Source organism: Paraburkholderia atlantica (assembly GCF_000092885.1).
Classification (GTDB): Bacteria; Pseudomonadota; Gammaproteobacteria; order Burkholderiales; family Burkholderiaceae; genus Paraburkholderia; species Paraburkholderia atlantica.
The window spans coordinates 1,633,742-1,659,274 of sequence record NC_014117.1; the positions used below are offsets into that span (position 1 = coordinate 1,633,742).

The 25,533-nt window shown below is 66.0% G+C and carries 21 protein-coding genes; 11 read left to right on the forward strand and 10 right to left on the reverse strand.

Going from position 1 to position 25,533, the window contains the following annotated elements; all coding sequences use genetic code 11:
- Positions 1 to 14 precede the first annotated feature (14 nt).
- Positions 15 to 1,310 carry an FAD-dependent oxidoreductase gene (locus tag BC1002_RS07280; RefSeq protein ID WP_013089410.1) on the reverse strand — a complete coding sequence of 432 codons (1,296 nt, stop codon included), beginning with the start codon at positions 1,308 to 1,310 and terminating at the stop codon, positions 15 to 17.
- 313 nt (positions 1,311 to 1,623) lie between these two features.
- Between BC1002_RS07280 and purL the strand changes: the two genes are divergently transcribed.
- On the forward strand, positions 1,624 to 5,706 hold the full coding sequence (gene purL, locus BC1002_RS07285; RefSeq protein WP_013089411.1) for a phosphoribosylformylglycinamidine synthase: 4,083 nt from the start codon (positions 1,624 to 1,626) through the stop codon (positions 5,704 to 5,706).
- Between the two features lie 174 nt (positions 5,707 to 5,880).
- Here purL and BC1002_RS07290 read toward each other — a convergent pair whose 3' ends face one another.
- From BC1002_RS07290 to BC1002_RS07310, 5 genes are all read right to left on the reverse strand, one after another.
- Complete coding sequence (locus tag BC1002_RS07290) at positions 5,881 to 6,660, reverse strand: peptidylprolyl isomerase (protein WP_013089412.1); 780 nt, start codon at positions 6,658 to 6,660, stop codon at positions 5,881 to 5,883.
- A 10-nt stretch (positions 6,661 to 6,670) separates the two neighbouring features.
- On the reverse strand, positions 6,671 to 6,982 hold the full coding sequence (locus BC1002_RS07295; protein WP_013089413.1) for a BolA family protein: 312 nt from the start codon (positions 6,980 to 6,982) through the stop codon (positions 6,671 to 6,673).
- Position 6,983: 1 nt separating this feature from the next.
- Complete coding sequence (locus tag BC1002_RS07300; RefSeq protein WP_013089414.1) at positions 6,984 to 7,514, reverse strand: septation protein A; 531 nt, start codon at positions 7,512 to 7,514, stop codon at positions 6,984 to 6,986.
- Between the two features lie 175 nt (positions 7,515 to 7,689).
- Positions 7,690 to 8,112, reverse strand: a complete 423-nt coding sequence (gene msrB / locus BC1002_RS07305) for a peptide-methionine (R)-S-oxide reductase MsrB (RefSeq protein ID WP_013089415.1) — start codon at positions 8,110 to 8,112, stop codon at positions 7,690 to 7,692.
- Between the two features lie 75 nt (positions 8,113 to 8,187).
- Positions 8,188 to 9,744: a protein adenylyltransferase SelO gene (locus BC1002_RS07310; RefSeq protein ID WP_013089416.1), complete on the reverse strand. Its 1,557-nt coding sequence runs from the start codon at positions 9,742 to 9,744 to the stop codon at positions 8,188 to 8,190.
- Positions 9,745 to 9,951: 207 nt separating this feature from the next.
- Here BC1002_RS07310 and BC1002_RS07315 point away from each other — a divergent pair, with 207 nt between their 5' ends.
- The 3 genes from BC1002_RS07315 (at position 9,952) to BC1002_RS07325 (ending at position 15,211) form a co-directional block, all read left to right on the forward strand.
- A complete protein-coding gene (locus BC1002_RS07315; RefSeq protein ID WP_013089417.1) occupies positions 9,952 to 11,649 on the forward strand; it encodes a 3-(methylthio)propionyl-CoA ligase in 1,698 nt (565 codons plus the stop codon).
- A 146-nt stretch (positions 11,650 to 11,795) separates the two neighbouring features.
- Positions 11,796 to 13,886, forward strand: coding sequence for a 3-hydroxyacyl-CoA dehydrogenase NAD-binding domain-containing protein (locus BC1002_RS07320; RefSeq protein WP_013089418.1), 2,091 nt, complete (start codon positions 11,796 to 11,798; stop codon positions 13,884 to 13,886).
- Between the two features lie 146 nt (positions 13,887 to 14,032).
- Positions 14,033 to 15,211, forward strand: coding sequence for an acetyl-CoA C-acyltransferase (locus BC1002_RS07325; protein ID WP_013089419.1), 1,179 nt, complete (start codon positions 14,033 to 14,035; stop codon positions 15,209 to 15,211).
- Positions 15,212 to 15,308: 97 nt separating this feature from the next.
- Here the strand turns inward: BC1002_RS07325 and BC1002_RS07330 are convergent, their stop codons facing one another.
- Together BC1002_RS07330 and BC1002_RS07335 are read right to left on the reverse strand one after the other, a co-directional pair.
- A complete protein-coding gene (locus BC1002_RS07330; protein WP_013089420.1) occupies positions 15,309 to 15,815 on the reverse strand; it encodes an LEA/WHy family protein in 507 nt (168 codons plus the stop codon).
- A gap of 83 nt (positions 15,816 to 15,898) precedes the next feature.
- On the reverse strand, positions 15,899 to 16,276 hold the full coding sequence (locus BC1002_RS07335) for a hypothetical protein (protein WP_013089421.1): 378 nt from the start codon (positions 16,274 to 16,276) through the stop codon (positions 15,899 to 15,901).
- A 178-nt stretch (positions 16,277 to 16,454) separates the two neighbouring features.
- On the opposite strand from BC1002_RS07335, the gene BC1002_RS07340 reads away from it, so the two are divergent.
- The 5 genes from BC1002_RS07340 to BC1002_RS07360 all read left to right on the forward strand — a co-directional run bounded on the left by BC1002_RS07340 (position 16,455) and on the right by BC1002_RS07360 (position 21,602).
- The gene (locus BC1002_RS07340) at positions 16,455 to 17,966 is read left to right on the forward strand and encodes an aminotransferase-like domain-containing protein (protein WP_013089422.1); all 1,512 of its coding nucleotides are present in this window, start codon (positions 16,455 to 16,457) and stop codon (positions 17,964 to 17,966) included.
- A gap of 103 nt (positions 17,967 to 18,069) precedes the next feature.
- Positions 18,070 to 18,555 (forward strand): PaaI family thioesterase, encoded by a 486-nt coding sequence (locus BC1002_RS07345; RefSeq protein ID WP_013089423.1) that lies wholly within the window; start codon positions 18,070 to 18,072, stop codon positions 18,553 to 18,555.
- A 76-nt stretch (positions 18,556 to 18,631) separates the two neighbouring features.
- Entirely contained in the window at positions 18,632 to 19,630 is a 999-nt protein-coding gene (locus BC1002_RS07350; RefSeq protein WP_013089424.1) for an NADP-dependent oxidoreductase, read from the forward strand.
- Between the two features lie 52 nt (positions 19,631 to 19,682).
- Positions 19,683 to 20,564: an SDR family oxidoreductase gene (locus BC1002_RS07355; protein ID WP_013089425.1), complete on the forward strand. Its 882-nt coding sequence runs from the start codon at positions 19,683 to 19,685 to the stop codon at positions 20,562 to 20,564.
- A gap of 78 nt (positions 20,565 to 20,642) precedes the next feature.
- Positions 20,643 to 21,602: an alpha/beta hydrolase gene (locus BC1002_RS07360; protein ID WP_013089426.1), complete on the forward strand. Its 960-nt coding sequence runs from the start codon at positions 20,643 to 20,645 to the stop codon at positions 21,600 to 21,602.
- Between the two features lie 65 nt (positions 21,603 to 21,667).
- Here BC1002_RS07360 and BC1002_RS07365 read toward each other — a convergent pair whose 3' ends face one another.
- Both BC1002_RS07365 and ygfZ read right to left on the reverse strand, forming a co-directional pair.
- Positions 21,668 to 22,534, reverse strand: coding sequence for an NRDE family protein (locus BC1002_RS07365; RefSeq protein WP_013089427.1), 867 nt, complete (start codon positions 22,532 to 22,534; stop codon positions 21,668 to 21,670).
- Positions 22,535 to 22,678: 144 nt separating this feature from the next.
- Positions 22,679 to 23,746 (reverse strand): CAF17-like 4Fe-4S cluster assembly/insertion protein YgfZ, encoded by a 1,068-nt coding sequence (ygfZ, locus tag BC1002_RS07370; RefSeq protein WP_013089428.1) that lies wholly within the window; start codon positions 23,744 to 23,746, stop codon positions 22,679 to 22,681.
- A 78-nt stretch (positions 23,747 to 23,824) separates the two neighbouring features.
- Here ygfZ and mltG point away from each other — a divergent pair, with 78 nt between their 5' ends.
- Positions 23,825 to 24,835 carry an endolytic transglycosylase MltG gene (gene mltG, locus BC1002_RS07375; protein WP_013089429.1) on the forward strand — a complete coding sequence of 337 codons (1,011 nt, stop codon included), beginning with the start codon at positions 23,825 to 23,827 and terminating at the stop codon, positions 24,833 to 24,835.
- A complete protein-coding gene (tmk, locus tag BC1002_RS07380; protein WP_013089430.1) occupies positions 24,835 to 25,455 on the forward strand; it encodes a dTMP kinase in 621 nt (206 codons plus the stop codon). Before mltG ends, tmk begins: the two co-directional genes overlap by 1 nt.
- The last annotated feature ends 78 nt before the right edge of the window (positions 25,456 to 25,533 follow it).

Sequence of the window (25,533 nt, forward strand, 5' to 3'; positions counted from 1 at the left end):
AAGAGCGCGAAACCTTACCGGAACCGCTCCGGCCGCAACGCCGCGAGTGTGTCTTGCGGCAACGTCGGTGTCTGCCCCGACATCAGCTCCGCAACGAGCTTGCCCGCGCCGCAGGCGAGGCCCCAGCCGGCCGGGCCGTGCCCGATGTTGACGAAGAGGCGCGGATGCAGCGCGTTGCCGATCACCGGCAAGCCGTCCGGCGACAGCAGTTTCACGCCTTCCCACGGCAGCGCCGCCGAAATGCGCGCGGCGCCCGGAATCCAGTCGTGCGTCGCCTGGCCGAGCATCGCGAGCGCCTCCTCGGTCAGTGCTTCGCCGAGCGGCTTGTCGATCTGGCTCGCGCTTTGCAGCACCGCGCCGCCCGCGATCCGCAGCCGATGGTTCATGCGGCTGATGCCGATACGCTTGACCGCATCGACGATCGCGACGTGCGGCGCGCATTCTTCGTGCGCGATCGGCGCGACCAGCGAATGCAGCCGCAGCGGATGCAGCGGCAGCTTGAGCCCCGCGCGTTCGAGCAGCGCGAGGCTGCCATAACCGGCCGCGACCACGACCGCGTCGGCCTGGACCACGTCGATTTCACGCGAGCGGGGCGTGCCGTCGCGAGGCGCGAGTTCAACCGCCGCGCGCTGATTTTCGAGCCGAATGCCGGTCACCTCGCAGTTCGGCATGAACTGCACGCCGCCCTGGTTATCCAGCACCTGTTTGATGAGCTTGGTGAAAAGCGGGCAGTTCGCGGTGCGCTCGTGCTCGAACAGCACGCCGCCGGCGAATTCAGGATCTGTGGGGACCGCATGCTCGAAAACCGCGCATTCGGCCGGGCTCATCACGTGATGCGGTACCTCGAACTGGCCCAGCAGATCGAGCGCGGCCGCGCTCAGCTCCCATTCGTGCGCGCTGCGCACGAGATACAAAAGGCCACTCCCCTGTTCGAATTCGAGGCCGAAGCGGGCTTCGACGTCGGCCATCGCCTCGCGCGACGATTCGATCAGCGGCCGCAGCAGCGCGTACTGGCGCGCAAACGCTGCGGGTTCCTGCCATGCTGCGAGCTGCTTGATGAACTGCCGCGCGGCGCCGTTGAAGCCGGTCTTGCTGATCACGCCATTTTTCGCGTTGTAGCGGCTCGCCATGAAGGTCGGCCCGAACCAGACGTCGAGCGGCGTCGGCAGCACGGTGCCGCCTTGTCCATAAGTGGCGCCTTGCGCGACGGTTGCGTGACGCTCGACGACGCATACCCGGTGGCCGGCCGCGCGCAACTGATAAGCGGTGGCGACGCCCGCTACCCCGCCGCCAATGACGATGACATCCATGCTCTGATTCGATGTGCCGACGGGCGGCTCGCGCGCGTTCCCATTGGCTGTGACATGCGGCGCGCCGCCGGATAAAGCCCGGGTTGCGTGCGCCGATCTGGTGAAACGCGAATGATAGCAGTCAAAACCCCCGCGCGGCGACGCGACGGGCGCTCCAGCGACGCCTCGCGCGGGCAGACGCAGCCCGCCGACGCCGCACCCCGGTGCCCGCTGGAAGCCCGTTCCCGGGGTATAATCTCGGACTTCCTTTCCGCCTCACGTCGCCTGCATGCGCGGCTCTCCGGCATCAATGAGCGACGCAACGTCAAGTCCCATGGCCCACTTCTCGTGTTTCCCCGGCGCTTCGGCCCTTTCCGATTTCCGTCAAACCCGCCTGCTCGACACGCTCACGCGCATCGACCCGAATATCACCGGCGTGCGCGGGCAGTATCTGCACTTCGTCAATGCCCAGACCGAACTGTCCGCTGAAGACAGCGCGAAGATCGAGGCGCTGATGCACTACGGCGATCCGTTCGAAGAAGGCAAGGAACGTGGCGCGGTCGAGACCTTCCTCGTGGTGCCGCGCTTTGGCACCGTGTCGCCGTGGGCCAGCAAGGCAACCGACATCGCGCATCATTGCGGTCTCACGCAGGTGCGTCGCATCGAGCGCGGCGTCGAATACTCGGTGACGCTGAAAAGCGGCCTGCTCGGCGGCAAGAAGACGCTGTCCGACGAAGCGCGCGCGGCCGTCGCCGCCGCGCTGCACGACCGCATGACCGAGAGCGTCGCTCCGTCGCGCGACCATGCGCTGCATCTGTTCGACGAGCTGCCGGCCAAGCCGCTGCAAACCGTCGACGTGCTCGCGAGCGGCCGCGCGGCGCTCGAAACCGCCAATGTGGAACTGGGCCTCGCACTCGCCGACGACGAGATCGACTACCTGGTCGACGCATTCACGAAACTCGAGCGCAATCCGACCGACGTCGAGCTGATGATGTTCGCGCAGGCCAACAGCGAGCACTGCCGCCACAAGATCTTCAACGCGGACTGGACGATCGACGGCGAGAAGCAGGACATGTCGCTGTTCAACATGATCCGCAACACCGAAAAGCTGAACCCGCAGGGCACGATCGTCGCGTATTCGGATAACTCGGCGATCATGGTCGGCGGCATGGCCGAGCGCTGGTTCCCGCGCACCCCGGCCGAACTCGGCGCGAGCGAATTGCCGGAGCACTACGGCCGCAGCGTCGAGCTCACGCACACGCTGATGAAGGTCGAAACGCACAACCACCCGACTGCGATCTCGCCGTTCCCGGGCGCCGCGACCGGCGCGGGCGGCGAAATCCGCGACGAAGGCGCGACCGGCCGTGGCGCGCGTCCGAAGGCGGGTCTCACGGGTTTCACGGTATCGAACCTCGAACTGCCGGACGCCGTCGAGGCGTGGGAAAACGCCCGCGACTCCGCACAGCCGCTCGCGCAGCGCAATCCGGCCGATCAGCACCAGGCGTACGGGCGCCCGGACCGCATCGCGTCGCCGCTGCAGATCATGATCGACGGCCCGCTCGGCGGCGCCGCGTTCAATAACGAATTCGGCCGGCCGAACCTCGGCGGCTACTTCCGCACCTACGAGCAGAACGTCGCGGGCCTCGTGCGCGGCTATCACAAGCCGATCATGATCGCGGGCGGCATCGGCAATATCTCCGACCAGCACACGCACAAGCACGATCTGCCGGAAGGCTCGCTGCTGATCCAGATCGGCGGTCCGGGCATGCGCATCGGCATGGGCGGCGGCGCCGCGAGCTCGATGGCGACCGGCACCAACACCGCTGAACTCGACTTCGACTCGGTGCAGCGCGGCAACCCGGAAATCGAGCGTCGCGCGCAGGAAGTGATCAACGCGTGCTGGCAGCTCGGCGACAAGAACCCGATCCTCAGCATTCACGACGTCGGCGCGGGCGGTCTGTCGAACGCGTTCCCCGAAGTGGTCGACGGTGCGGGCAAGGGGGCACTGTTCGAACTGCGCAAGATCCAGCTCGAAGAAAGCGGCCTGTCGCCGCGCGAAATCTGGTCGAACGAAGCGCAGGAGCGCTATGTGCTCGCGATCGCGCCGGCCGATCTGCCGGTGTTCGAGGCGATGTGCCAGCGCGAGCGCTGCCCGTTCGCCGTGATCGGCACGGCCACCGCCGAGCGTCAGCTGAAGCTGATCGATGCCGAGTTGCAGGAAGGCGCGCATCAGCCGGTCGATATGCCGATGGAAGTGCTGCTCGGCAAGCCGCCGCGTATGCACCGCGACGTGAAGCGCGTCGAGCGCACGCTCGAACCGGTCGACGTGACCGGCCTCGCGCTGCAAGACGTCGCGCAGAGCGTGCTGCGTCATCCGACGGTCGCGAGCAAGTCGTTCCTGATCACGATCGGCGACCGCTCGGTCGGCGGCACGACCGCGCGCGACCAGATGGTCGGTCCGTGGCAGGTGCCGGTGGCCGACGTCGCGATCACGACGATGGACTACGCAGGCTTTAACGGCGAAGCGATGACGATGTCCGAGCGCACGCCGCTCGCCGTCATCAATGCGCCAGCCTCGGGCCGCATGGCGGTCGGCGAGGCGATTACCAACATCGCGGCGGCGCCGATCGCATCGCTCGACAAGCTGAAGCTGTCGGCCAACTGGATGGCCGCGTGCGGTGCGCCGGGCGAAGACGCGGCGCTTTACGACACCGTGAAGGCAATCGGCATGGAACTGTGCCCGGCGCTCGGTATCGGCATTCCGGTCGGCAAGGATTCGCTGTCGATGCGCACGCGCTGGGAAGAGAGCGGCGTCGCGAAGGAAGTGGTCGCGCCGGTGTCGCTGATCATCTCCGCATTCGCGCCGGTCGAAGACGTTCGCAAGCATCTGACGCCGCAACTGCAGCGCGTGAGCGAAGTCGGCGAGTCGGTGCTGATCGCGATCGATCTCGGCCGCGGCAAGCACCGTCTGGGTGGCAGCATCCTTGCGCAGGTCACGCAGCAGGTCGGCGACACGGTGCCGGACGTCGACGATCCGGAAGATCTGAAACGCTTCTTCAACGCGATCCAGGCGCTCAACAGCGACGGCAAGCTGCTCGCCTACCACGACCGCTCGGACGGCGGACTGTGGGCGACAGTGTGCGAAATGGCGTTCGCGGGTCATACGGGTGTGTCGCTGAACGTCGACATGCTGGTGCTCGACGCCAACCACGAATCCGATTACGGCGACGCGAAGGACTGGGCGAAGCAGACCAGCGGCCGCCGCGAAGACCGTACGCTGCGCGCGCTGTTCAACGAAGAGCTCGGTGCCGTGGTGCAGGTGCGCGCGGCCGATCGCGACGCGGTGCTCGCCGCGCTGCGCGAACATGGTCTGTCGGCGTGCTCGCACGTGATCGGCAAGACCAACGAGCGTGATGTCATCGAGATCTATCGCGACGCGAAGAAGGTCTACGAAGCGCCGCGTGCGGAGCTGCATCGCACGTGGAGCGAAGTGAGCTGGCGTATCGCGCGTCTGCGCGACAACCCCGCCTGCGCCGACGCCGAATACGACGCGCTGCTCGACGCGGCCGACCCGGGCATCACGCCGGTGCTGAGCTTCGATCCGGCCCAAGACGTCGCCGCGCCGTTCGTCGGCAAGGGCGCGCGTCCGCGCGTCGCGATCCTGCGCGAGCAGGGCGTGAACTCGCATCTGGAGACGGCCTATGCATTCGATCGCGCCGGCTTCGACGCGCACGACGTGCATATGAGCGACCTGCTGGCGGGCCGCGCGAATCTCGCCGATTTCGCGGGCGCGGTCGCGTGTGGCGGCTTCTCGTACGGCGATACGCTGGGTGCCGGTGAAGGCTGGGCGAAGACGATCCGCTTCAACGCGCAACTGGCCGACATGTTCGCCGCGTTCTTCGGTCGCGACGACACGTTCGCGCTCGGCATCTGCAACGGCTGCCAGATGATGAGCAGCCTCGCGTCGATGATCCCCGGCGCCGAAGCATGGCCGAAGTTCACGCGCAACAAGTCGGAGAAATTCGAGGCGCGCTTCTCGCTCGTCGAGGTGCAGGCCTCACCGTCGATCTTCTTCGCCGGCATGGAAGGCTCGCGCATTCCGGTCGCCGTCGCGCACGGCGAAGGCTTTGCGGACTTCTCGCAGCAGGGCGACAAGTCGAGGGTCGCGGTCGCGATGCGCTACGTCGATCACCGTGGTCAGGCGACCGAGCAGTATCCGTTCAACCCGAACGGTTCGCCCGAGGGCATCACGTCGGTCACGACGGCCGACGGCCGCTTCACGGTGCTGATGCCGCACACGGAGCGCGTGCATCGCGCGGTGCAGATGAGCTGGCATCCGCAGGGCTGGGGCGAGATCGGCACGGACGCGAGCCCGTGGATGCGCGTGTTCCAGAACGCGCGCCGCTGGCTCGGTTGATGAGTCAGGGGGCCGCCGCCCGTGTGCGGCGGCCACTGTTTGCAGCGGCAGTACGTCGCCGCTCCGCGAAGCTCGCAGCAACAAAAAAGCCGCCTGTTTGGGCGGCTTTTTTTGCGTTCAGGCTTCTTTAGAGCCAGGCGGCGGACTGTCCGACGACGATCCGCCCGCTGATGCTTACTGAATCTTCGCGTTCTTGCGCAGATTCTCTTCGAAGGCCTGCAGCTTTTCCTGCTGGATCTGCTGCACGATCTGCGCGCGCACCTGCTCGAGCGGCGGCGGCGTGACGGCGCGGATGTCGTCGACACGGATGATGTGCCAGCCGAATTGCGTATGCACCGGCGTGTCGGTCATCTGGCCTTTCTGCAGATGAGCGGCCGCGTCCGCGAATTCAGGCACGTAGGCCTTCGGGTCCGACCAGTCGAGGTCGCCGCCGTTCTTGCCCGATCCCGGGTCCTTCGAGTACTGCCTGGCGAGATCTTCGAAGCTTGCGCCGGCCTTGATCTTCGCGATCAGGTCCTTCGCCTGCTGCTCGTTGTCGACGAGGATATGGTGCAGGTGAAATTCCTTGCCGCCCGCATCCTTGACGAGCGCGTTGTAGCGCGCGGTGACTTCGGCGTCGGTCGGCTGGTTGTTCTTCACGAAGTCTTCGATCAGCGCGCGCAGCACGACGGTTTGCTGCGCGACCGCGATTTGGGCCTTGATGTCCGGACGGTTCGGCAGCCCGCGACGCAGGGCTTCCTGCATCAGGATTTCGCGATTCACGAGCTCTTCGCGCACGGCCTGCTGCAACTGCGGCGTGTCTTGCTGGCCCTGATGAACCAGTTGCTGGATCAACGCATCGGCGCGCGACTTCGGAATCGGCGTACCGTTCACGACGGCGATGTTCTGTGCGAATGCAGGTGCGGCCGCGAACGCAGCCAGCAATACCCAGAGGCGGGTTTTCTTCAAGGTCATCGAAAGGTTCCTAGCGGGGCAACAAAGCAAATTCTTCGGGCGTGTACGCCGTGATGGCAAGGGCATGAATGCCGCGCTGCATGGCATCGGCCAGCGCATCATACACCATGCGATGCCGCGCCACGCGGGGCTTGCCGGCAAACGCGACAGCCACGATCGTGACACTGAAATGACCGCCGGCGGCGGCCCCTGCGTGGCCCGCGTGCTGCGCGCTGTCGTCGGTGATGCGGATCGATTCGACGGGCGCGAGCGCGGCTGCGAGGCGCGCTTCGATCAGCGCGGCGCGCTCGGCGGTGGTGGCGTGCATGAACAGGTCGCTCATGTCATTCCTCCTTCATATACTTCGACAGCCACAGGCTCTGTCCGACGATGAACACGAGCAGGCACCCGGTCGCGCCGAACAGCTTGAAATTGACCCACTGATCGGTCGTGTAGTGATACGCGACAAACAGGTTCAGAAGACCGAGCAGCACGAAAAAGACCGCCCAGATCAGATTCAGCTTGCCCCAGATCGCGTGCGGCAGCGTGATCTGCTTGCCCATCATCGCTTCGATCAGGTTCTTGTTGAAACCGAGCTGCGACACGATCAGCCCGACGGAAAACGCCCAGTACAGCACGGTCGGCTTCCATTTGATGAAGGTGTCGTTGTGCAGCACGAGCGTCGCACCGCCGAATACCACGACGACGCCGAGGCTCACCCACAGCATCGGGTCGACCTTGCGGTGGCGGAACGCCACCCACGCGATCTGCACCAGCGTGGCGACGATCGCCACTGCCGTCGCCGTGAAAATGCCCCAGATCTTGAAGGCGACGAAGAACAGGATGATCGGGAACAGATCGAACAGGAATTTCATTATCTGGTCGGGAAGTCGGAGAGTGAGTCGAACGGTGCGTCGAAGACTGAAGCGCGCCTGCCTGGCGTGCCTGGTGCGCGGTGCCCGCTGCCGAGCGGGAGTGCCGCATTGAAAGGGCGCCGCGCGCGGTTCGCGCCGCGGCGCCCGAAGCGGGCAAGGCTGCTGTCGCGCCGCGTTACTTGGGCTCGAATTGTAACGCAGCCGAATTGATGCAGTAGCGCAGACCGGTCGGTGCCGGTCCGTCCTCGAACACGTGGCCCAGATGCGCGCCGCAGTTCTTGCACTGCACCTCGATGCGCAGCATGCCGTGCGAGCGGTCGGTCTTCTCGGCGATCACCTCGCCGTTGATCGGCCGGAAATAGCTCGGCCATCCGCAGCCGGCGTCGAACTTGGTGTCCGATTCGAATAGCGGCGTGCCGCAGCACACGCAGTCGTAGACGCCGCGTTCCCAGTGATCGTTGTAGCGCCCCGTGAACGGGCGCTCGGTGGCCGCGTGGCGGGTCACCTGGTACTCGATGTCGGACAGCTCCTTGCGCCACTCGGCGTCGCTTTTCTGTACGGCTGGGGCGTCATGCTTGAGATCGTCGGGGTTGCTCATGGTCGGGTTCCTGTCTCGGGTTTGTACCGGTGTTTTCTGGCGGGACGGCCGCGGCGATTCAACTGCGCCGGCGCGTCATGACGAACAGCTCACTTCCAGCGAGCTCGCCCAGTCGGGCGGCAGGCCCGCATACGACGCGTATTCGGGCTGCTCGTCGAACGGGCGACGCAACACGGCCGCGAGCCGTTCCACCTCGGAGAAATCCTTCTCCTTCGCGCGTTGGATCGCCGTTTCCGCCAGATGGTTGCGAAGTACGAATTTGGGGTTCACGCGATTCATTGCAATGGCGCGCGCAGCGTCGTCGTGTGACTCAACGGCGAGCCGCGCGCGATAGTCGTTCGCCCATACGTCGAAGGCGGCGCGATCGAGGAACAGGTCGCGTACCGGCGCATCGCCGCTCGCATCGTGTTTCGACAGCCGCGCGAGGTTGCGGAACGTCAGCGTGAAATCGGCGCGGTTCGCGTGCATCGCTTCGAACAGCCGGTTGACGAGCGCGTCGTCGCCGTCGCGCGCCTGTTCCAGCCCGAGCTTTGCGCGCATGCGGTTTTCGAGCGCCGGCGCGAAGCGCTCCTTGAAGCCGGCGAGCACGTGCTGCGCATCTTCGACCGCCTTGTCGGCGCGCACGCTTTCGTCGTGCTTCTCGCCCAACAACGGCAGCAGTCCTTGCGCGAGGCAAAAGAGGTTCCAGTACGCGATTTGCGGCTGCAGCCGGTACGCGTAGCGGCCCTGGGTATCGGAATGATTGCAGATGTGGCCGGCATCGAAGCCATTCATGAAACCGAACGGGCCGTAGTCGATCGTCAGGCCGAGGATCGACATGTTGTCGGTATTCATCACGCCGTGACAGAAACCGACCGCCTGCCAGTCGACCATCAGATCGGCGGTAGAGCGGACCGCTTCCGCGAGCAGCGCCAGATACGGATCATCGGCCTCCTTGCAATGCGGATAGAAGCGCTCGATTACGTGATCGGCCAGCGCGCGCAACGCGTCGACACGATCGTTCGCATAGAAGTGCTCGAAGTGGCCAAAGCGCACGAAGCTAGGCGCGACGCGCGTGACCACCGCGGCGGTTTCGATCGTCTCGCGCCGCACCGGCTGGTCGGAGCCGATCACGCACAACGCGCGCGTGGTCGGAATGCCGAGGTGATGCATCGCCTCCGAGCACAGATATTCGCGGATCGACGAGCGCAGCACCGCGCGGCCGTCGCCCATGCGCGAATAGGGTGTGCGGCCCGCGCCTTTGAGCTGCAGCTCGTTGCGCTCGCCGTCGTGTTCGAGCTCGCCCAGCGTGAGCGCGCGGCCGTCGCCGAGCTGGCCGGCCCACACGCCGAACTGATGCCCCGAGTACACCGACGCATAAGGCAGTGCGTCGGCCGGCCAGTCGCGCGTCGCATTGCCGCAGAACAGCTCGAGGAAGCCCGGATCGCGCTCGATGCCTTCGGGCATCCCGAGCCGTGCGGCGGTCTCGGCCGAGAAGCCGACGAGGTAGGGTGCGTCGAGCGGCGCGGCGGGCAGCCGCGTGAAGAAGGTGCCGCCGAGCCGCGCGAACGCGTTGGCTGGGGGAGTGGCGAGTGTGTTGGAAAGATCCGTCAAAGCTGCGGATAACCCTGCAATGCTTGGGGAAAACGACATGTTGAGCGCCTCTGGATTAGCCGATATTGTAAGTCCGCGCCCGCGGCGCTGCTGGGCGGCCGCCTTCATCGTTCGGACCATGCTGCGTACGACGCCGCCACGACCTTCCGCCTCGCGCTGTTCGGCGCGTGATCCGTTTCACGACCACGTATTCACCAAACCCGACTGCAACCCATCGACACTAACAAGCCGAGGAGACCCCGCCTTATGACGACGCCGCTGCTGGGCCAGATGATGGACGTGCCGCTCACCGTATCATCGTTGCTCGCGCATGCCGCGCGGCATTTCGGCAGCACCGAGATCGTGTCGCGGCGCATCGAAGGCGACCTGCATCGCTACACGTACCGCGATTGCGAGAAGCGCGCGAAGCAACTCGCGCAGGCGCTCATCGCGCTCGGCGTCGAACCGGGCGACCGGGTCGCGACGCTCGCGTGGAACGGCTACCGGCATCTCGAAGCGTATTACGGCACCACCGGCTTCGGCGCCGTGTGTCACACGATCAATCCGCGCCTTTTCCCCGACCAGATCGCCTACATCATCAATCACGCCGACGATGCGTACGTGCTGTTCGATACGACGTTCGCCGCGCTGGTCGATACGCTCGCGCCGCAGTGCCCGCACGTGCGCGGCTGGATCGCACTGTGCGATGAAGCGCACCGGCCGCCGATGCAAACGTCGGTGCTGTGCTACGAAACGCTGATGGACGGTCAGGACGGCGGCTTCGACTGGCCCGCGCTCGACGAGCAGCAGGCGTCGTACCTCTGCTACACGTCGGGCACGACCGGCAATCCGAAAGGCGCGCTGTATACGCATCGCTCGACGGTGCTGCACGCGTTCGGCGCGGCGTTGCCCGACTCGATGAGCCTGTCCGCGAGCGACTCGGTGCTGCCGATCGTGCCGATGTTCCATGTCAACGCGTGGGGCCTCGCGCATGCGGGGCCGCTGACCGGCGCGAAGCTCGTGTTCCCCGGCAAGGATCTCGACGGCAAGTCGCTTTACGAGCTGATGGAGAGCGAACGCGTCACGTGTTCGGCCGGCGTGCCGACCGTGTGGCTCGGTCTGCTGAACCACCTGCGCGAAACGGGCGCGAAGTTTTCATCGTTGCAGCGCACGGTGATCGGCGGCTCCGCCTGTCCGCCCGCGATGCTGCGGATACTCGAGGACGACTACGGCGTGCAGGTGATCCATGCATGGGGCATGACGGAGATGTCGCCGCTCGGGACGTTGTCGAAGCTCACCTGGGAGCAGAGCCAGCGGCCGCTCGCCGAGCAGCGCAAGCTGCTCGAAAAGCAGGGGCATGTGATCTATGGCGTCGACATGAAGATCGTCGGCGAGGATGGCCGCGAGCTGCCGTGGGACGGCGTCGCATTCGGCGATCTGCACGTGCGCGGACCGTGGGTCATCGACCGGTATTTCCGCAAGGAAGAGTCGCCGCTCATCGACGGCTGGTTCCCGACCGGCGACGTCGCGACGATCGACCCCGACAGCTTCCTGCATATCACCGACCGCTCGAAGGACGTGATCAAGTCGGGCGGCGAATGGATCAGTTCGATCGAAGTCGAGAACGTCGCGGTCGCGCATCCGGCGGTCGCGGAAGCCGCGTGCATCGCGTGCGCGCATCCGAAGTGGACCGAGCGGCCGCTGCTCGTCGTCGTCAAACGCGCGGGGTTCGACGTTACACGCGAAGAACTGCTCGCGTTCTACGACGGCAAGGTCGCGAAGTGGTGGATTCCCGACGATGTCGTGTTCGTCGACGAACTGCCGCACACGGCGACCGGCAAGCTGCAGAAGCTGAAGCTGCGCGACCTGTTCCGCGACCACGTGCTGCCGTCCGCTCTCGAAGACAGCCGCAACTGGGCGCTGACCCCTGAGGCCCAGGGGAAACCCCGTTCGACAATAAATTGAACGTTCGTGCTTTTTCAGTGTATTCTGCGTGCTGACACCGGAACTGTCGCTTGAAATAGTCTGACAATGAGCAGGCTCGATGAACCGGACAGGCGGCGCATCATGCGCCGCCTCAATGAATGCATGGATCGCACGGAGGCACGCAGATGGCAGTGGACTACACAACTCATGACGGCGTGGCCGTTCTCACGCTGAATAATCCGCCCGTCAATGGGCTCGGTCTGTCGACGCGGGCGGGGATCGTCGAAGGGCTCGACCGTGCGCAGAACGATCCGGCCATCGAGGCCATCGTGCTGACGGGCGCGGGCAAGGCCTTCTCGGGCGGTGCCGACATCACCGAGTTCAATACGCCGAAGGCGACCCAGGAGCCGACGCTCGCGACCGTCATCAAGGCCGTAGAGGGCAGCGCGAAGCCGGTCGTCGCGGCGATTCACAGCGTTGCGATGGGTGGCGGCCTCGAGCTTGCGCTGGGCGCGCATTACCGCGTCGCCGCGGCTGGCGCGCAGATCGCGCTGCCCGAAGTGAAGCTCGGCATCCTGCCGGGCGCGGGCGGCACGCAGCGTCTGCCGCGCGCGATCGGCCTCGAAGCGTCGCTGAACATGATCGTGTCGGGTACGCCGGTGCTGTCGGAAAAGCTTGCCGATTCGGGGCTGTTCGACGAAGTCGTCGCGAATCCCGCCGAACTGGCCGAAGCCGCGCTCGCGTTCGCGCGCAAGGTCGGCGCGCAAGCAGGCCCGCATCCGAAGGTGCGCGACCGCAAGATCGAACATCCGAATGCGGCCGGTTTCATCCAGTTCGCGCGCAATAGCGTCGCGGCCATCGCGAAGAACTTCCCGGCGCCGCATAAGTGCATCGACGCGGTCGAGGCCGGTGTGAAGGACGGCTTCGACAAGGGGCTCGCATTCGAGCGCGAATGCTTCATCGCACTCGTGCAGACGCCGGAGAGCCACGCGCTGCGTCACGCGTTCTTCGGCGAGCGCGCCGCGAGCAAGATACCCGACGTGCCGTCCGATACATCCGTGCGCGACATCAATCAGGTGGCCGTGATCGGCGCCGGCACGATGGGCGGCGGCATCGCGATGAACTTCCTCAACGCGGGCATTCCGGTCACGCTGCTCGAAACGAAGCAGGAAGCGCTCGACCGTGGTGTCGCGACGATCCGCAAGAACTACGAGGCCACCGTCACGAAGGGCAAGCTGAAGCCCGAGGTGATGGAGCAGCGTCTCGCGCTGCTGAGCCCGACGCTGTCCTACGACGACCTGAAGCACGCCGACATGATCATCGAAGCCGTGTTCGAAGAACTCGGTGTGAAGGAGCAGGTGTTCGGCCGGCTCGATGAAGTCGCGAAGCCCGGCGCGATCCTCGCGTCGAACACGTCGACGCTCGACGTCGACAGGATCGCCGCGTTCACGAAGCGTCCGCAGGATGTGGTCGGCATGCACTTCTTCAGCCCGGCCAACGTAATGAAGCTGCTCGAAGTCGTGCGTGGCAAGGAGACCGCGAAAGACGTGCTCGCCACCGTGATGAAGCTCGCGAAAAAGATCAGAAAGACCGCGGTGGTGTCGGGCGTGTGCGACGGCTTTATCGGCAACCGGATGATCGAGCAGTACCTGCGCCAGGCGCTCTTCATGCTCGAAGAGGGCGCATTGCCCGCACAGGTCGACAAGGCCATCGAGAAGTTCGGTTTCGCGATGGGTCCGTTCCGCATGAGCGACCTCGCCGGCAACGACATCGGCTGGGCGATCCGCAAGCGCCGCTACGTCGAGCATCCCGACATGCACTACTCGAAGATCGCCGACCGTCTATGCGAGATGGGCCGCTTCGGCCAGAAGACCGGCGGCGGTTGGTACGACTACAAGGCGGGCGATCGCACCGCGTATCCGTCCGGCGCGGTCAACGAAATGATCGTCGAATACTCGAAGGAAACCCACTCCGAGCGCCGCAAGATCAGCGACGACGAAATCGTCGAGCGTCTGGTGTTCGCGCTCGTCAACGAAGGCGCGAAGATTCTCGAGGAAGGCATCGCGTCGAAGGCCTCGGATATCGACATGGTCTATCTGACCGGCTACGGCTTCCCGCTCTATCGCGGCGGCCCGATGCTGTACGCGGACACGGTCGGGCTCTACAACGTCGAGCGCGCGATTCGCCGCTATGCCGCGCGGCCGAACGGCGACGCGTGGAAGCTCGCGCCGAGCATCGCGAAGCTGGCGGCCGAAGGTCGCGGCTTCAACGGCTGAGCACGGCTGACTTCAGCACACGAATTGAGCGCTGCGGATTACTCCCGCAGCGCTCGCATCAAACGACAGAGGCGGCGCGGTGATGCGCTTTTGAACGCACGGCAGTGAGCCGGCGCGCCACTTCGACATTGCAATTGGAGACACCCATGACTGACGCCGTAATCGTATCCACCGCCCGCACGGGCCTCGCCAAATCGTGGCGCGGCGGTTTCAACATGACGCACGGCGCGACGCTCGGCGGCCACGTGACGCAGGCCGCGGTCGAGCGCGCGAAGCTCGACCCGGCGCGCGTCGAGGACGTGATCATGGGTTGCGCGAATCCGGAAGGCGCGACGGGCGGCAACATCGCGCGTCAGATCGCGTTGCGCGCCGGCCTGCCGGTCAGCGTGCCGGGCATGACCGTGAACCGTTTCTGCTCGTCGGGATTGCAGACGATCGCGCTCGCGTCGCAACGTGTGATCGCCGGCGAGGGCGATGTATACGTCGCGGGCGGCGTCGAGTCGATCTCGTGCGTGCAGAACGAGATGAACCACCACATGATGACCGACGGCTGGCTCACCGAGCACAAGCCGGAGATCTACTGGTCGATGTTGCAAACCGCCGAGACCGTCGCGAAGCGCTACGCGATCTCGAAGGAGCGTCAAGACGAATACGGCGTGCGCTCGCAGCAGCGCGCGGCGGCCGCGCTCGAAGCCGGCAGGTTCAACGACGAGATCGTGCCGCTGACGGTGCTCGCCGGCGTCGCCGACAAGGCGAGCGGCCGTCTCTACACGAAGGAAGTGACCGTCAGCGGCGACGAAGGCATTCGCGCCGACACGACACTCGAAGGCGTGTCGAAGATTCGCACCGCGCTGCCGGGCGGCGTGATCACCGCGGGCAATGCGAGCCAGTTCTCGGACGGCGCATCGGCTTGCGTCGTGATGAACGCGACGCTGGCCGAACGCGAAGGGCTGCAGCCGCTCGGCATTTTCCGCGGTTTCGCGGTGGCCGGCTGCGAGCCCGACGAAATGGGCATCGGCCCGGTGTTCGCGGTGCCGAAGCTGTTGCAAAAGGCTGGCCTCAAGGTCGAGGACATCGGCCTGTGGGAGCTGAACGAAGCGTTCGCGGTGCAAGTCCTCTATTGCGCGGACAAGCTCGGCATTCCGCACGACCGGCTGAACGTCAACGGCGGCGCGATCGCGGTGGGCCATCCGTATGGCGTGTCGGGTGCTCGGCTCGTCGGCCATGCGCTGATCGAAGGCAAGCGGCGCGGCGTGAAGTTCGTCGTCGTGACGATGTGCATCGGCGGCGGGCAGGGCGCGGCGGGGCTGTTCGAGATCGCGTAGGTCGGGCGCGATCGCGCCTCAGGAAGACGGGCGCCGTGGGTTCGACGAGTGGCAATGTCGGACCGCGGCGCCGTGTTTTTATCCGCCGTCTTCTCGTCTACTGCGACGCCATTCCCGGCAGCGTCAACATGCCCTGGTCGGTGAAGCGTGTCGTGCCGGTCAGGCCGCCCGCGAGCTTGCCTTGCAGCCGGTACGGGACCTGCCCAGACTGCGCGATGCCCGCAAGCCCGAGCGCCTGGCGAACCGCGGCGAACGCGGGCACGGTCAGCGGCACGCTGACGACGGTTTCGCCGAAGCGCGGCACGGTGCCGCTCTGATCGCTGACACCGCTCGCGAACGGCTTGCCGTTCAGCTCGAGATCGACCGCGATGCCGTTGAAGCTCACTACTGAATCGTTCGGATTCTGCACACGCAGCTTCAGATTGAAGCGCATCTCGAGGCCTTCGCCGGGCAGCGGTTCGATACCGGCGACGTTGACGCGCAACGCATCGCCGCCGAGCAGCCCGGCGCATGCGCCAAGCGTCAGCGTAACGGCGCAGACGAGATGGAAACAGCGTACGAAGGTGGCGAGACGGCCGAAAAGCCGCGTGCGTGGAAAGAACATGACCGGCACCTCGAAACAGGAAGCGGGTGGTCACGCATTCTAACTGGCGGCGAGGCGTCGATTCTCGTGATCGAGTCTGCGTATCAGGTAGTACGCCGGCATGATCTCGCGACGACACCAGCGAGTCGCCGGACGGCTCGACGGACGAGTTCGCGAAGGTCCGCCGCATCGTCGGGCGAAGCTTGTACGATCAGCACCGCGGCACCCGCGCGCGACGCGCGGATCGACATGACGCCGCGTTGGCTGGAGATGAAATGCTCACCTTCGCGCACGATGATCGACGTGCACGGTACGGCGCTGCCGAGCCACGCGAGCGCGTGATCGCGAAATTCGAGTTCGAGATCGCCTTCAACGGCCACGATCGTGGCCCCGGCGCGCAGATCGAGCATGGCGGCCTGGGCGCGTGCAAGGCGTAATGCATCAGGGCGAGACGGAATCACCGCGCAGGTCGGGAGAGGCATCGCGCTTTCCTTAGAATCGTTTTCATGCGGTACAGCTTATTGAGTCCACCGCCTTCGGAACAGCAACAACCATGGACAATCCGAACCGATACAGCGAAGGCTTTCGGCCTGCTGTATCGGTCCGAATCGTGCGGTTGTGTATCTGTTGCTCTGCGTGGACTGTCCGCACCATCGGCGTATGAGCAAACTGACCTTCGAGCGGCGCGACGCGTTCGCGGACCCTTCAGCGGACCGCCAGCCTCTTTATCGGCGACTGGCGGATCAATATCGCCGCGCGATCGGCAACGGCGTGCTGCGCCCCGGCGACCGCATGCCGTCGATGCGTGCGTTCATGCAGCGGCACGGCGTGAGCCTCGCGACCGCGACCGAGAGCTACCGTTTGCTCGAGCGCGACGCGTTGATCGATGCGCGGCCGCGCTCAGGCTATTTCGTGCGCGTGCCCGCCGAGGTGCTGCCCAATGCCTCTGAACCGGATCTGGCCATGCCGCCGGGCGAAGCGCAATTCGTCGGCATCCATGCGACGATTTCGGCGATCGTGTCGAAGTACCAGCGCTATCCGCAGGCGCTCAATCTCGGCGGCGCAACCGCGGCGCCCGATCTCTATCCGACCGATGCACTGCAGCAGGCCGCAATGCGCGCGTTGCGCCGCGAGCCCACGCTGCTGACCTCGGCCGGCCCCGACTTCGGCGATCCGGCTTTGCGCGCGATCATCGCGCGGCGTGCGCTCGAAGGCGGCATCGAGATCGGCGCGGATGAGGTCATCATGACGCACGGCGGCATCGAAGCCGTGAACCTCGCGTTGCGTGCGGTGACGCAGCCCGGGGACACCGTCGCGGTCGAGTCGCCGTGTTTTTTCGGCCTGCTGCAGGTGCTGGAGAGCCTCGGACTGCGCGCGCTCGAAATTCCGGCGAGCCCAAGCACGGGCCTCGCCGTCGAAGCGCTGAACTTCGCTTTGCAAAATCATCGCGACATCAAGGCCGTCGTCGTGGTGCCGAACCTGCAGAATCCGCTCGGCAGCGTGATGCCTGACTCGAACAAGGCCAGTGTCGTCGAGCTGTGCGCGCGTGCCGGCGTCGCGCTGATCGAGGAAGACCCATATCGCGATCTCGTCGATGGAGAACCGTCTCCCCGCTCACTGAAGGCCTGGGACACCGACGGCACCGTGATCCATTGCACGTCGTTCAACAAGACGCTCGCGCCTGGCATGCGGGTGGGCTGGATCAATGGCGGGCGCTGGCATCCACGCGTGGGCATGCTGAAGTTCGCGCAGTCGCGGCACAACGATCAGCTTGCGCAGGTCGTGCTCGCCGGGTTTCTGGGGACGGGCGCCTACGCGCGGCATTTGCGGCGCTTACGCGAGAGCCTGCGGCTTCAGCGCGAGCGCATGGCGGCGGGGATCGCGACGGCGTTTCCGGAGGGCACGCGCTTCACATCGCCGCGCGGCGGCATGTTCTTTTGGGTCGAGTTGCCGCATCGGTTGTCGTCGGCCGCTTTTTTCGAGGCGGCGTTGGATGATGGCATCCGCATCATGCCTGGGACGGTGTTTTCTAACACCGGGCGCTTCGATCGTTTCGTCCGCCTGAGTTGCCCGAGCGCGCACCTCGACCTGGTCGATGAAGCGGTGCGCCGATTGGGGCGGTTGGCGACGCGAATGATCGAGTGGAATGAGGCGGATGGATCAAAGCGATAGCCGGTAGAATTTCTCATTTAGCGCACACGCGTGCCCCTTGCGGAGTGCGGGGATGCGGCGAATCGATTTCCGAGCTTGCCGCCCACGAACTCCAGACACCGCCATGACCGACCCAACCACTTCCGCCACAACAGGCAACCCATCGTTGCCGGAAAGCCCCTTCATCGACCGTCTCGGCGCGCAGCTGCTGCGCGCCGCCGATGGCGTCAGCGAAGTCGTGCTGCCGTTGCAGCCCGATCATATGAACACCTGGGACGTCGCGCACGGCGGCGTCACGATGACGCTCGCCGACGTCGCGCTCGCGATGGCCGCGCGCAGTCTCGCGGGCGACGGCGTCGGCGTCGTCACCGTCGAGATGAAGGTCAACTTCATGCAGCCGGGGCGCGGCGAGTTGCGCGCGACCGGCCGCGTGCTGCATCGCTCGACCACGATGGCCTATTGCGAAGGCGAGATCCGCGACAGCGAAGGTCACTTCGTCGCCAAAGCGCTCGGCACCTTCAAGTACATGCGGCGCCTCGCAGTCGGCCGCGACGTCAGGCGTCAGCGTCTGCGCAGCGACCCGGCGGCGAAGCCCGGTCCGAGCGACTAAGCCCTCATCGCAGTCAACTTCAGACCTGGGTTCGACGAATGCAGGTCAATCCCCAACAACCCAAGGAGACGACTTCATGGCCCAGATCAACCGCCAGGTGCTGCTGGTTTCGCGCCCGCAAGGCGAAGCCACGCCCGATAACTTCAAGCTCGTCGAAACGCCGCTGGCGCCGCTCGCCGACGGCGAAGTACGCGTGCGCAACCACTATCTGTCGCTCGATCCGTACATGCGCGGACGCATGAACGACAGCAAGTCATATGCGCCGCCGCAGCCGCTGAACGAAGTGATGATCGGCGGCACGGTCGGCGAGGTCGTCGAAACGAGGAATCCGAAGTTCGCGGTGGGCGACAAGGTCGTCGCGATGTTCGGCTGGCAGGAGTACGGCACCTCGAACGGCGCGGGCATGCAGAAGGTCGACGACACGCACGTGCCGCTGTCCGCGTATCTCGGCCCGGTCGGCATGCCGGGCGTCACCGCGTGGTACGGACTGAACCGCATCATCGCCCCGAAGGCGGGGGAGACGGTGGTCGTCAGTGCGGCGAGCGGCGCGGTGGGCAGCGTGGTCGGCCAGCTCGCGAAGGCGGCCGGCGCGCGCGCGGTCGGTATCGCGGGCGGCGCGGACAAGTGCCGCTATGTGGTCGATACGCTCGGCTTCGACGCCTGCGTCGACTACAAAGCCGGCAACCTGTACCAGGACCTGAAGGCCGTGACGCCCGACGGTGTCGACGGCTGCTTCGAGAACGTCGGCGGCGAGGGGCTCGACGCGACGCTCGCGCGCATGAATGCGTTCGGGCGCATCGCGTTGTGCGGCTTCATCGCCGGATACGACGGCCAGCCGCTGCCGTTGAAGAATCCGTCGATGATGCTGACGCAGCGGCTGCTCGTGCAGGGCTTCATCGTCAGCGAACATATGGACGTCTGGCCCGAGGCGCTCAAGCAGCTCGGCACGCTCGTCGCGCAGAACAGGCTGCACTATCGCGAGACCATCGCGCAAGGGCTCGAGGCCGCGCCCGAGGCGTTCATCGGTTTGCTGAAGGGCCGCAACTTCGGCAAGCAACTGGTCAAGCTGATCTGAGCGCGACGTCATCATGCAACGGCCAGCTGCCACTCAATCACGGAGTCACAGGATGTTCGAATTCGCAGGCAAGGTGGCGGTGATCACCGGCGCGGGCAGCGGCTTCGGCCGCGCGTTCGCGCACAAGGGCGCGGCGCTCGGCATGAAGCTCGTGCTCGCCGACGTCAACGCCGAGCAGCTCATGCAGACCGTCGACGCATTGCGCGAAGCCGGCGCCGCAGCGATCGGCGTGCCGACCGACGTATCGAGCGCCGCGCAGGTCGAGGCGCTCGCGCAGGCGGCGCTCGCCGCATTCGGCAAGGTCCACCTGCTGTTCAACAACGCTGGCGTCGGCACCGGCGGCTTCCTGTGGGAAAGCTCCGCCAACGACTGGTCGTGGGTGTTCGGCGTCAACGTGATCGGCGTCGCGCACGGCGTGCGCGTGTTCGCGCCGATCATGCTCGCGCAGAACGAGCCCGCGCATATCGTCAATACGGCGTCGGTGGCGGGGCTGCTGGCGCCGCCGGCGATGGGCATCTACAACGCGTCCAAGCATGCGGTGGTGGCGCTGACCGAGACGCTATATCACGACCTGAAGCTCGCGCAGGCCGGCACCGGCGGCGAGGTCGGCTGTTCGCTGCTGTGTCCCGCCTTCGTGCCGACCGGCATCGCCGACGCCGAGCGCGCGCGTCCCGAGGAACTGCGCAACGCGAGCCGGCCGACGCGCTCGCAGATCGCTGCGGCCAAGCAGTTGCAGCGCGCGGTGCAGTCCGGCAAGCTCAATGCCGACGATGTCGCCGACATCGCGTTCGAGGCGATCGCCGCGCGGCGTTTCTATATCATCACGCATCCGGGCATCATGGCGACCGTCAAGCTGCGCCACGAGGATATCGAGCAGTTGCGCGAGCCGTCCGATCCGATGTCGCTGAAGCCCGAAGTGAAGAACGCGGAGTAGCGGCCGGCTGCGTAGCCGGTGCGCCGGCTCCTGACAACAATTGGCTTCCTGCGCTGTGCGCATCACGTTGCCGAAACCATGCCGCTGAATCCAACGATCGAGCAGGTGCTCGACATGATCGCGCGGGCCAAACGCCCGCAGTATCACCAGATGAGCGCGCAAGCGGCGCGCGCGTCGTACGAGAAAAGTGCGCCGATTCTCGAGATCCCGAGTGCGCCGATGTTCTCCGTCGAAGACCTGCGGGTACCGACGCGCGACGGCGCGACGATCCGCGCGCGCCTCTATTTCCCGGTCGAGCCGAACTGGGCCGAGCCGCTGCCGGCGTTCGTCTACTACCACGGCGGCGGCTTCACGCTCGGCAGCGTCGACACGCACGATGCGCTGTGCCGGATGTTCGCGCGCGACGGCCAGTGCGCGGTGCTGTCGGTCGATTACCGGCTCGCGCCCGAGCACAAGTTTCCGACCGCGGTCGATGATGCCTTCGATGCCCTTAGCTGGCTGCACGCGCACGCAGCCGAATTCGGCCTCGACGACACCCGGCTCGCACTCGGCGGCGATAGCGCGGGCGGCACGCTCGCGACGGTTTGCGCGGTGCTCGCGCGCGACGCCGGCATTTCGCTCGCGCTGCAATTGCTGATCTATCCGGGCACCACCGGCCATCAGCAGACCGACTCGCATTCGCGCCTCGCCGACGGCTTCCTGCTGTCGGGCGACACGATCCAGTGGTTCTTCGAACACTACGTGCGCGATAGCGGCGATCGCGACGACTGGCGTTTCGCGCCGCTCGACGGCGAGCGCGGCGCGCCGGATTTTCGTGGCGTCGCGCCCGCGTGGATCGCGACCGCCGAATACGATCCGCTCAGCGACGAGGGCGATGCGTATGCGCAGAAGCTACGTGCGCTCGGCAATCCGGTCACGCTCAAGCGCTACGCCGGCATGATCCACGAGTTCTTCAAGATGGGCGGCTTCGTGCCCGAAGTGGCGCAGGCGCATGCGGATGCCGCGGCGGCATTGCGCGCGGCATTCGGCATCGGATGAGGGTGGTTGTCGCGAAGCGGTGAGCGGCCGGCGGCGAATGCGCCGGCGAGGCGGTGATCAAACGGTCAAGCCACGCTCATCCGGTCACGCTCGACATTGAACGCGAAGCTGCGCTCGAAATCGCCGGGCCGCACGATGCGGTGCGAGCCGTTGTCGTCGCTGCGCTCGGCGACCGCGACGCCGATCACCTCGCCATAGGCGGCGACGCGCAGCGCGGTGGTGCTGCGCGTGCCATATTCCGGCGACTCGATGAACGCCGCCGACAGCACGCGCTCGCGTTCGAGCGGAATCCCGGTCGACGGCAATTCGTCGTCGCGCGCGAGTCGCGGATCGCGCATCAGATCGATCAGGCGTTCGAGCGGCGGCATCGCATCGCGCGCGAGCAGCGTGCCGAGCTCGCCGCGCTTTCTGACCAGCTTCGGCCACGCGGTGTCGAGCACCGCGTTCGAGATGCCGTGCGTGCCCGGCGCGAGCAGCGCGGGGCCACTGTTTGCGTCGACGGCGCCGCGATTGCAGTACCAAGCGAGCTCGCGGCGCGTCCAGTCGCCGACCAGCAGGTTGAAGCCGTTGTAGATGTCGCCGCTTTGCGCGACGTGCTGCAGATACGCGAGCGGCGTCTCGTGAGGATGCCCGTCGGGGTCGCGCGCGGCGCTCGTGAGCCAGTTGCTGACGAGCGTGCCGCGGGTCGGCGCATCGGCGCGCATTTCGCCCGGCGCGCGGTAATTGGTCAGCGCGGCGAAACGGCCGTCGCGCGACAGCCCGAGCCACGTGCCGCCGCCCACGAGGTCGCGGCCCGCCAGCACGTCCGGCGCGTCACGCCACCAGCCGATCGGCTCGGCCGTGCGGCGGAAGAACTCGTCGCGATTCGCGGCGAGCGTGAACAGCGGACCATCGACCGCATCAGGTCGCCAGTCGAATACGATCAGGCACATCGGGGAGCATCTCCCGTACAGAGCATGGGGCGGCCGCCTGATGCCGCAAAGGCCGGCGGCAGAGAAAGCGACAAAAATCGGACGAGAATAAAGCAGCCAATAAAAAACGGCGCCCGATTGCGCCGCTTTTTACCTGTCCAGCGATCAGACCTCGGCTGGCAGCCCGTAGGGCAGCGTCAGGAAGCGCAGCGCGGGGCCGTCGGCCGCGCCGGCATGCACGCTGCCGCTTTCGAGCGCCGTGAGCTTGATCTCGACCAGCAGATCGACGCCGCCGCCTTGTGCCGATGCCGCGTTGACGATCATCCCGCACGGCTGGCCGGGATCGTCCGAGTGGAACAGCTCGACGCCGGGGCGCACCGTGTCCAGCTCGCCGGCGACGTTGGCGAGCGACGTGCGCCGCTTGATCGTGCCGCGGTACTGGCTGCGCGCGACCACTTCCTGACCCGGATAGCAGCCCTTGCGGAAGTTGACCGCGCCGAGCACGTCGAAGTTGACCATTTGCGGCACGAACTGCTCGACGACCGGCTGCGTGATGCGCGGCTCGCCCGCGCGGATGTCGAGCCAGTCCCACACGGCCGGCGATACGCGCTTCAACTTGCCGTCGAGCGACGGCAGCAGCGCTTCGACCTGCGCCTTCGGTCCGATCCACAGATAGCGCAGCCGCTCCAACGCGTCCGGCACGCGGATCAGCGTGCCCGCGGTGCCGTCGACCTGCACGTGCACACCGTCGGGCAGCGCGTCGAATACGCCGGATAGCGCGCCGCGCACGTCGCCCGCGAGGCCGACCACCGCGAGCTCGCCGCTCGCGTCCACGAGCTTGGCTTTTGCGCGCAGCACGAACATCGACAGGCGCTTTTGCACCGCGGCCTGCACATCTTTCGATACCAGCAGGCGGATCGTGTCGCCGCTGCGCCAGCTGAGGAACGACGCGAGCAGCCGGCCCTTGGCCGAGCAGTAGCCGGCGAGGCGCGCGTTCGCGGCGTCGAGATGCTGGACGTCGTTGGTCAACTGGGCGTGCAGGAAGCTTGCCGCGTCGTCGCCGGTCGTGTCGATCACGCCGAACTGCGACAGCGGCATATAGGCGCCATGTTCGAGCACGGCGGCGAATTCTTCGGCCGACGGGCGCGGCATGATGGGCAGGGCGGCGGGCGCCGCCGCGGTGGGAGCGAGACCGGAAGCGTTACCTGAGGTGTTCACGAGCGGTGTGTTCATGGATTCCGGGAACAGTCAATTCTGACTTTGGCTAAGGCAAACAGTTATTATATTCAGTCCAACCCAGTCACGTTTCGCATGACCCTTTTCAAGAAATGTTTCGCAGCCGGCGCGCTCGTCGTTGTGCTGGCCGCGGCGGCCATCGCCGCTGGATACTACTGGGCCACCCGCCCGCTCGAATTGACCCCGGCGCAACTCGACGTCACCGTCAAACCGCACAGCAGCCTGCGCAGCGTCGCGCTGCAGCTCAATCGCGGCGGCGTGCCGGTCGAACCCGAGCTGTTCATCGCGATGACGCGGCTGCTCGGGCTGCAAAGCGACCTGAAGTCCGGCAACTACGAGTTCAAGAGCGGCATCACGCCCTACGAGGTGCTGCAGAAAATCGCGCGCGGCGACGTCAACGAATACGTGGCGACGATCATCGAAGGCTGGACGTTCAAGCGCATGCGCGCCGAGCTCGACGCGAATCCCGCGCTGAAGCACGACACGCTCGGCATGAGCGACGCCGATCTGATGAGCGCAATCGGCGCGCCCGAGGCGTCGATCGGCAATGGCGAAGGGCTGTTCTTCCCGGATACCTACCTGTTCGACAAGGACACGAGCGACCTCGACATCTACCGCCGTGCTTACCGGCTGATGCGCGTGCGTCTCGACGAAGCGTGGCTCGCGCGCGCGCCGAACCTGCCGTACAAGACGCCGTACGACGCGCTGACGATGGCGTCGATCATCGAAAAGGAAACCGGCAAGGCGTCCGACCGCGCGCTCGTCGCCGCCGTGTTCGCCAACCGTCTGCGCGCGGGCATGCCGCTGCAGACCGACCCGACCGTGATCTACGGGATGGGCGACAGCTACGCCGGCCGCATCAGGAAGAAAGACCTGCAGACCGACACTCCCTACAATACCTACACGCGGATGGGCCTCCCGCCTACGCCGATCTCGCTGCCGAGCGTCGCGTCGCTGCAGGCGGCGATGAACCCGGCGCCGAGCAGCGCGCTGTACTTCGTGTCGCGCGGCGACGGCAGCAGCATCTTTTCTGACACCCTCGGCGAACACAACAAGGCCGTGGACAAATACATTCGAGGGCAATGATGGCGCGCGGCAAATTCATAACGTTTGAAGGCATCGACGGCGCAGGCAAGACCACCCATCTGGGCTGGTTCCGCGAACGGCTCGAGGCGAAGCTCGCGCCGAGCGGCCGCTCGGTGGTGATGACGCGCGAGCCCGGCGGCACGCCGCTCGGCGAGCAGATCCGCGAAATCGTGCTGCATCAGCAGATGGACCTCGAAACCGAGGCGCTGTTGATGTTCGCGCTGCGCCGCCAGCATCTGGCCGACGTGATCGAGCCGGCGCTCACGCGCGGCGACTGGGTGTTGTCCGACCGTTTCACCGACGCCACGTTCGCGTACCAGGGCGGCGGCCGCGGCCTGCCGCGCGACAAGCTGGAGACGCTCGAGCGTTGGGTGCAGGGTGGTTTCCAGCCGGATTTGACCGTGCTGTTCGACCTGCCGCCCGCCGTTGCCAACGAGCGGCGCAGCGCGGCGCGCAACCCGGATCGTTTCGAGAGCGAGTCGGCGGCGTTTTTCGAGCGCACGCGCGCCGAATATATGCGCCGCGCCGAAGAAGCGCCGTATCGATTCGCTATCATCGACTCTTCGCAGAGCGTCGCGCGAATCCAGAAGCAGCTTGAAGAGTTGATTGCAACTCTTTGATCCAGACGCAATATAACTGCTTCTTATAATCACGCGCCAAGTTGATTCGATACCTGAGGCAGCGCGTGCAACCAATTG